Source organism: Shewanella electrica, assembly GCF_022321485.1.
GTDB lineage: Bacteria > Pseudomonadota > Gammaproteobacteria > Enterobacterales > Shewanellaceae > Shewanella > Shewanella electrica.
Window position 1 is genome coordinate 63,124 of sequence record NZ_JAKOGG010000022.1, and the last position, 7,298, is coordinate 70,421.

Consider the following 7,298-nt stretch of genomic DNA (forward strand, 5'->3'; position numbering starts at 1 on the left):
TATGGCAATCACCCGCGATGATTTAGTGGTTTTCAAACCAGAGCTACTTGGCACATCTGACGATGCCGGTGGGCAGCGTACTAAAAACCCTGTGCGCAGCGGCGAGATCAACGAGCTGTTTACGGCGATTTCCGATATCGACCACGCCGTGAGCGCCGTAGATATTGTGAAATGCTTTCCCGCGCTTGATACATCGGGTACCGAAACGCTGCTTGATGGTCACATTTTTGTGAGCCAGCCACCAACCGATCCGCTAGTGAGTTGGCTGATTGCGGAATCTGACTTGCTCGATGATGAGTCACGCATGACCGACATGGTGGATATTCTTCAAGGAAGTGTGGTTGCAGGGCAATTAGTGCGCCGTGGGTTGATTGGGTTATTGGCTGGTCAAGATAGTTTTCCGCGTTCCTATTTGCAGTCCAGCTACCAATTCGACGGTCGCGAATATTGGGCAAACGTGACGTTGACCAAAGGGCAGATCATTTGTATCTCAGTGGAATACGAGGGCAACGCTAACGCTAACTATCCGCGCTTTGAGCACTTTTGTGAAGTGCAAGAAACGGTCACCGGCGCGGCCGTGGGTAACGTCTATTTTCAGCCACCAATCCCCTATGACACGCCAGATAGCAATCTTAATATCAACGGCGAGAGTGGTTGCACCAAACTACGTTTTACCTCTCAGAATGACGGCATTAAGTTTCATGGGGTTAGCCGGTTAGCGGCGGCAAATGATAGTTCGTTGATTGAGGTCGATAACACCACAGTGGATATGCTGCCCAAAGTGAGCAGTGTTAGCTACACCTCCAACAACACCATCAGCGGTGACAGTGGCGCCACTGCGTCATTGGCAACCCGTCGCGGAGTGTTTACCGCAAGACACAGTGGCCGCAGCACTTACACCATCTCAGTTAATGACATGCTGTATAACGAGGCATGGTTTGCCGCGCGAGGCATCATAGGTGCCATTCCTGCGGGGTTCAGGCCATACAACAGCACGATCATCGGCCTTGCTGATTCGCCATCACAAACTGTCAGTATCACTAACCCTGACGCGGGTACAGTGCTTGGTGAAACCGGTTCAATCGGCTTTGAATATTACTCAACGCAGGACTACGCCATTTACACCAGTAGCTCTGCATTCCCCGCAAACAAGCAGTTGGTGGGCGGCACGGTTACTGGCTCAGTGCGGTTTATCACCAACACCGAAAACCCTGATGCGACCTTCACCATGGACGCTAACGGCCAGTGTATTGATGATCTAGATAGCCGCGTGTTGGGTACCATCAACATTCTTACCGGCGACTTTACCCCAGGTGATGAAGATTACCGTGGCGCCTTTGAACTGGTTAACTATTCGGGTTTCGTGGAGGACTCAACCGGCACAGGTCCGGTGGGTGTGTATACCACCTCATTCACGTTGAAAACCAACTCACCGATCCTTGAGTCGTTTTATCTCACCGTGCGCACCACCAATGATGTGTTAGTCAGCGGCAGCAGTGACGCCAATGGCGTGATTACCGGCACCGGCGTATCTGGCACGATTGCAGGGACCATTGTCACGCTCAGCTTTACCAACCCGTGCGTGCTGTCGTCACTACGTTATGACATCGGTGAACTCGTTGATTTAACGCCACCGCCAGAGTTGTATGGCTTAAACCCACTGCGAATTAAAAATGGTGGCTCGGTCAATATCTTCAATGCGTGGACGCCGATCACTATCGAGCATACCAATGTGCAGGCCGTGGTGAACCCAACAGCAGGCCAAACATTAAACGTGCGGCCATCGGCACGGTTTGTGGACATCACCGATGCCAACGGCGCCAGCTTATGGACCATTGATGATGCTAACTACAGCCACGATAACACCACGGGCGTAGTGACCATTAATAGCAACTTTACCGGATTTACCGCCCCGTTTGTGCTGAGCGATAGCATTGGTGAGGAGGCACTGGTAACCAGTGTTGAAGGTGACTACCTGCAATTAGCCTCAGAACTCAGTCATGAATATCCAGTGGGTTCTATCGTCGCCAGCGTGCAAAACCTTGGCAACCTGCAAGCGCGTGTTGGCGCTGTACGCGACATGAGCGCGTGGAATAACAATTGGGACCAAGACGGCACTAACGCCACCGGCTCGCTCAACTCAGTGGATTACCCCATTGAAGTGAACAACCAAGACGCCACCAATGAAGATTGGGTATTGATTTTCACCAGCGCCACCGCGTTCCGCTGCGTCGGCCGCAGGCTAGGGCAGATCGCCACCGGCGACACACTCAACGACTTCGCCCCCATCAACCCACGCACTCAAGCCCCGTACTTTGTTATTCGGTCTGGTGCGTTCGGCGGCGGTTGGAACACTGGCGAAGCTATCCGCTTTGCAACTTATGCGGCATCAAAGCCAGCCATGTTAATCCGCTCAGTTGCCAGCGGCCACAGCCAAATCACCACCGACCGTGCAGTGTTAGCGTTCCGTGGTAACGAGTCTTAATAGAATTTTAGGAGAGTAAACACATGGGCTTACCAGTAACAGTTTATCGTTGGGATGATGATGGGGCGCCGCAGTTGCCAACATCAGGTGCAAAACCAAGTGAAATAATTGCAATTTTGAAGGCCTGTTTAGTCAATGGGTATGGCACCAAAACACCACTTGGGTGGTCGATTCCATTTGAAAATGCTGTAGATAACAAGATTGCATTCAGAAATTCTCTAACTGAAGGAAGCGGTGGTTTTGTTCAGTTTTGGGACCGCTCAGGTATAGATTCGGTTAACGGAATTCTGGCTTTCAAAAGTTGCCAATCAATGACAGCGCTAGACGCCTTTTTTCCTGACGGCTCTATGGGGGCAATCAATGCATCAAATAACATGTATAAATGGGTTGTTATTGGAACAATCCGTGCTTTTTATTTAATTATTGCAAATATGTCAGTAACGACAATGGCCGCTGGTACATATTTTTCAGTTTGTTCATTTTTTGGGGATTATATCCCGTCGATTAATACTGATACGGAGAAATTTATATCTTCAACATTTTCACTGTCAGATGTTACATCTATCGCTTGGAACAAATGCATGGGGGGGTTAGAGGCAGGCTCATGGATTTTTAATGGTATGTACGACACAGATGGTGGCGGCACAAGGAAACAGCATTATATTCAAACAACGTACCCAACATCCTATAGTACAGCGCGCAATACAGTATCTGCGCTCGGCATCACAGTCGCTCAGAGTTTATTAAAGGGTGGCAACGATGTGACTGTATCAGACAGAAATGGCTCTAGGCTTGTTGAGAGCATAGTTCAGCCGTTTATCAGAGGAGCAATTCCGGGGCTATATCAATTTGCGGAAATCGGGTATTCAAATTCACTGTGGCCAGTAATTGAGACGGTAGGTGATTCTAACTATTGGATGATTAGACAGGCGCATAATGGCGCATGCTGCATGGCCATAAAAATGGACGAATGGTAATGAATTTAAAAATAGTAACATTTTCGCCAAAACCAGTTGTTGGATTGTCTGCTGGTTTGATTGAAGTTGATATGGATGAAAACGCTGAATATTGCTTTGCATTAGACCGCATCACAGGAAAGACTGTCATGGCGATGATAAGACCGCCAGCAGGGATTGTTAGATTTTTAGTGCCTACAAAATATGCGCTATCGCCGTCTTTAATTGTTGGCATTGTAGATACGGATGGATCTTATAACGTGAAAGCTGTTGATGGTATTGCTGCTCAGTTAGTTGATGGCAATACTATTACAATTTCGCAGTAGTCAACTCATGATAACTCTTATATTAGACGAACCATGGGAAGGCCAACCATCCCCGCTGCAACTGCGTTTTGGCGACTTTGACGGTGAAATTCTCCGCTTTGATGAAGCATGGCAGGGCCAAACATCACCGCTGCAGCTTCGCTTTGACGGCAGCGATTCTGGCGGCGGTGATGGTAGTAACGGCGAAGCAACACCGCAAATTCTTGGCATCAACGTTGGTATTAGCTGGCAAGTGCTGCAAGCCATCACGCAACAACTTGCCCTTAATGAGCACGCTACCGATATCGATAACCGGCTTAACCTCGACTCATTTGGCGACCACGTAGACACCAAACAACAATTTGGCTGGCATGCTGAAACCGCCGTGCGCTCTGAGCTGAGCCAAGGTTGGTATTACAAGGTTACCGTGCTACGCCGCACAGCATTCAGGTGGGCGTTACCTGAGCCCCATCGCATTAATCGCATGCCGTGGTGGCACGTCGAACCTGCTGAGCACATACGGACATCAAGCAAGTGGATTAACCACAAAGCTCAGCGCATCGCACCAACCCAAAACTTTACCTTGGGTGAACCGGCTCACCAGACCAAACATGTATCTTGGTTCGGTGAAGCCAAGCGCAATGCCGCCAATGTGACATGGGGGCCGCCACAACCACGTTGGGTATGTACCAACCGTTGGTTTGATTTGGTTCCCAAAGGCCGTATTGAATTGCGTTTTGATGAGTCCTACACCGAGCAACAATCGCCCCTGCAACTGCGTTTTGATGTTGTGCCGCAAGTTTGCCATTGGGATGCTGGCGGCGGTTACATCCCCGGCAATCCATCGCTACCCCCCATTGATTTCAAAGTACCGATTCAGCCCCAAATTCGGAGAATGTACTTAATGCAACCTCTGCTCACTTGCGTTCGTGCGGCTGATGAACAGCCTATCGCCATTAGCGCCGTGTCCATCAATAACTCGCGCAGCCAGTTCGCTAGCTCAGTATCACTCACATTTTGCAGCAAAGGCGACGCGATACGTGCTGAAAACAATTTGCTGCGGATCGGTATCAATGGCTATGACTTTTACGCCTACGCCGAACAACCCAGCAGAAGTGAAGCGTGGAATAACAACAGCTACCAATCCAATGGCCGTGGGCGCACTGCTGAGCTATCTACACCGTGGCGCCGTGCAACCAGTTATAGCAATAGCGCCGCCCGTAGTATTGGCGGCATCGCTTCCGACTTGCTGCAAAACACCGGTTGGACCGTTGATGTGAGCGCAATTAACGACTTCACCGTACCTGCTGGCGTTTGCACCATCAGCAATACGCCCATTGATGCGTTAAACGAAATCGCCAGTATGATCGGCTGTATGTTGGCAGCAGATGATGAAACCCAAGTGATTAGCATCTTGCCACGTTGGCCAACCGTGCCTTGGTCAATGAGCAGCGCAACCCCAGATGCGGTGATTTCCGACTCAGTGATCTTAGGCCACAGCGTATCAACCACCGTGAACCCTCTGTGCAACGCCTGCTGGCTGCGCGGAGAACAGCAGGGCATCAGCGCCAAAGTCACCCGTGATGGCTCAGCCGGTGATCTACCGACTGATGATATTAGCAACGCACTGATTGTTGATATTCAAGCAGCACGACTCGCGGGTACCGCTGCATTAGCAGACACAGGTGAGAAGCAGCAAATCAGCCTAACCCTGCCAATAATGGCCGATCTGCCGCCATTCAAGAAAGGCCAACTGGTTGGCATTACATGGCGGGGTGAGCAGTATCGAGCGCTATGCGATAGCGTGAACATTACTGCGACCATGAACAACGATGGACGCCTCACCGTGCGCCAGCAAATCACCGTGATTAGGTCTATGGAGTAGGGAACATGCTGCAGCAATTAAGAAAGGCCATTCTACCTGCGCGGGTGATCGCCAAGGTTGTCGCGGTAAATGCTGATGGCACAGTTACTGCGGTAACCGACAGCGGCAAACAGTACCGCGCTGTCGGTACCGATGCCGTTGACTCGATGGTTTATATTCAAGATGGCCGCGTGCTCGGCCAAGCACCCGCCCTCACGCATTATGAGATTGGGGTTTAGCTCGTGCTGTAATTTCCAGCAAAATTGTTCATAAGATACGGAGTATCTCACAATGATAATCAGTAAGTTACAACCTTTATGGACGATTCTTATCTTTTGAAAATCATAGGTAAATAGATGAAATCTCTATGATTTACATAGAGATTTAAAATCCCTCGCTGGTTACAGCGTGCCGGTTCAAGTCCGGCCTCGGGTACCATTTCATCGAGTAATGAAATCAAGAGGTTAAGCATAAAAGCTTACCTCTTTTTTTATGCCTGTAATTTACCACCTAATACTCGCCTAATATTCTCGCCTAATATTTTTATGGTCAGCGCCAACCACAGGCACTTCTTTCACCTTGCGATCATAGCGTGCAGTCTGCCCAATATTCTTATGGCCAGAGATAGCTTGCTTGTCCTGCAGTTTGCTTTTTCTGAAAATGGTAAGGGGGGAATAAAAGTTCAGAGCCAGATGCGGCTATGCTGTCAACGGATGGGGGATATGATAGGTAAAACCTTGCACAGTGATACATGAAAGCCGTTGGGTTGTTCATGGTTAGCGTAAATAAGTCAAATGAGTAGCTTGCTGAAGCAAGATGAAATTAATGTTGTATATGTGTGACATATATTGTGAATCTATTGATTTGATATCTAGACCTTTCCTTATTGGCACGGTAGATTGACGAATAGATGGCCCATGGATGAGTCAGCAGCGTTATGTCATCCTTCGCCAAACTTTGCGCCAAAAGAACGTTATAAGGATATATGAATGGCTGAAAGTACCCCAGCAAAGCACCCCAACGTAATTACTGAATGCATTATCCATCGACTAATAAAAAATCAGCATGAAAGAGGTGCTGAGCAAGATACTCGTGATGACCTTTTAAATGTTAACGAATCTGTTCAAAGGCTAGTTGATCATCTTTATAGCCAGTACGCTGGAAATTCGGCTAAAGGATTTGGATGCTTCGAAGCTAACGAGGACGAGTACCCTGTGCAGCGCTACCTGCGCCAGCACCTAGACGATAATGAGTACGACTTCATCACATTATCTAAGAAAATGATGGATCGTTTAGTCATTAAGGCTGGTGAAGAACTACTAGCGACCGGTGGATACGTTTTTTTTGCGAAAATCAATGTAGCAGAAACTCATTACCTGTTGGTTGCTATTGTTACAGAGGTGGTTGGTACTGCTATCACCGAAAATCTTAGCGTTGTTGATAGCGTATATTTAGACCTGAGTCATTTACGTGTCGCGGGTAGAATCAATCTGAATGGCTGGAAAGCTTCCGAAGAACGATATATCAGCTTTCTGAAAGGTAAATCCGACATCGCTGATTACTTCAAGACATTCATCGGTTGTAATGATGTACTTAAACCAGCAGCAGAAACGAGGGTGTTCAATATTCTGTGTCAGCCTATTCACAGATCTATATGAGCGTCTAAGCGCCCCTCGAAGTGTATCGAC

General features: G+C 48.5%; 6 protein-coding genes. All 6 read left to right on the top strand.

The genetic code is table 11. The annotated features are described in order from the left end of the window. Position 1: 1 nt before the first annotated feature. The 6 genes from L9G74_RS19090 (at position 2) to L9G74_RS19115 (ending at position 7,268) form a co-directional block, all read left to right on the top strand. A complete protein-coding gene (locus L9G74_RS19090) occupies positions 2-2,485 on the top strand; it encodes an autotransporter outer membrane beta-barrel domain-containing protein (protein ID WP_238898368.1) in 2,484 nt (827 codons plus the stop codon). A gap of 23 nt (positions 2,486-2,508) precedes the next feature. Continuing rightward, positions 2,509-3,462: a hypothetical protein gene (locus tag L9G74_RS19095; protein ID WP_238898369.1), complete on the top strand. Its 954-nt coding sequence runs from the start codon at positions 2,509-2,511 to the stop codon at positions 3,460-3,462. Beyond that, positions 3,462-3,767, top strand: a complete 306-nt coding sequence (locus L9G74_RS19100) for a hypothetical protein (protein WP_238898370.1) — start codon at positions 3,462-3,464, stop codon at positions 3,765-3,767. Before L9G74_RS19095 ends, L9G74_RS19100 begins: the two co-directional genes overlap by 1 nt. A 7-nt stretch (positions 3,768-3,774) precedes the next feature. After that, positions 3,775-5,631, top strand: a complete 1,857-nt coding sequence (locus tag L9G74_RS19105; protein ID WP_238898371.1) for a hypothetical protein — start codon at positions 3,775-3,777, stop codon at positions 5,629-5,631. Between the two features lie 5 nt (positions 5,632-5,636). Then, positions 5,637-5,849: a hypothetical protein gene (locus tag L9G74_RS19110; protein WP_238898372.1), complete on the top strand. Its 213-nt coding sequence runs from the start codon at positions 5,637-5,639 to the stop codon at positions 5,847-5,849. 750 nt (positions 5,850-6,599) lie between these two features. After that, the gene (locus L9G74_RS19115) at positions 6,600-7,268 is read left to right on the top strand and encodes a nucleoid-associated protein (RefSeq protein ID WP_238898373.1); all 669 of its coding nucleotides are present in this window, start codon (positions 6,600-6,602) and stop codon (positions 7,266-7,268) included. The last annotated feature ends 30 nt before the right edge of the window (positions 7,269-7,298 follow it).

Coding starts and splice junctions, on each gene's coding strand:
- L9G74_RS19090 (WP_238898368.1), top strand. CDS start 2: ATGGCAATCACCCGCGATGATTTAGTGGTTTTCAAACCAGAGCTACTT.
- L9G74_RS19095 (WP_238898369.1), top strand. CDS start 2,509: ATGGGCTTACCAGTAACAGTTTATCGTTGGGATGATGATGGGGCGCCG.
- L9G74_RS19100 (WP_238898370.1), top strand. CDS start 3,462: ATGAATTTAAAAATAGTAACATTTTCGCCAAAACCAGTTGTTGGATTG.
- L9G74_RS19105 (WP_238898371.1), top strand. CDS start 3,775: ATGATAACTCTTATATTAGACGAACCATGGGAAGGCCAACCATCCCCG.
- L9G74_RS19110 (WP_238898372.1), top strand. CDS start 5,637: ATGCTGCAGCAATTAAGAAAGGCCATTCTACCTGCGCGGGTGATCGCC.
- L9G74_RS19115 (WP_238898373.1), top strand. CDS start 6,600: ATGGCTGAAAGTACCCCAGCAAAGCACCCCAACGTAATTACTGAATGC.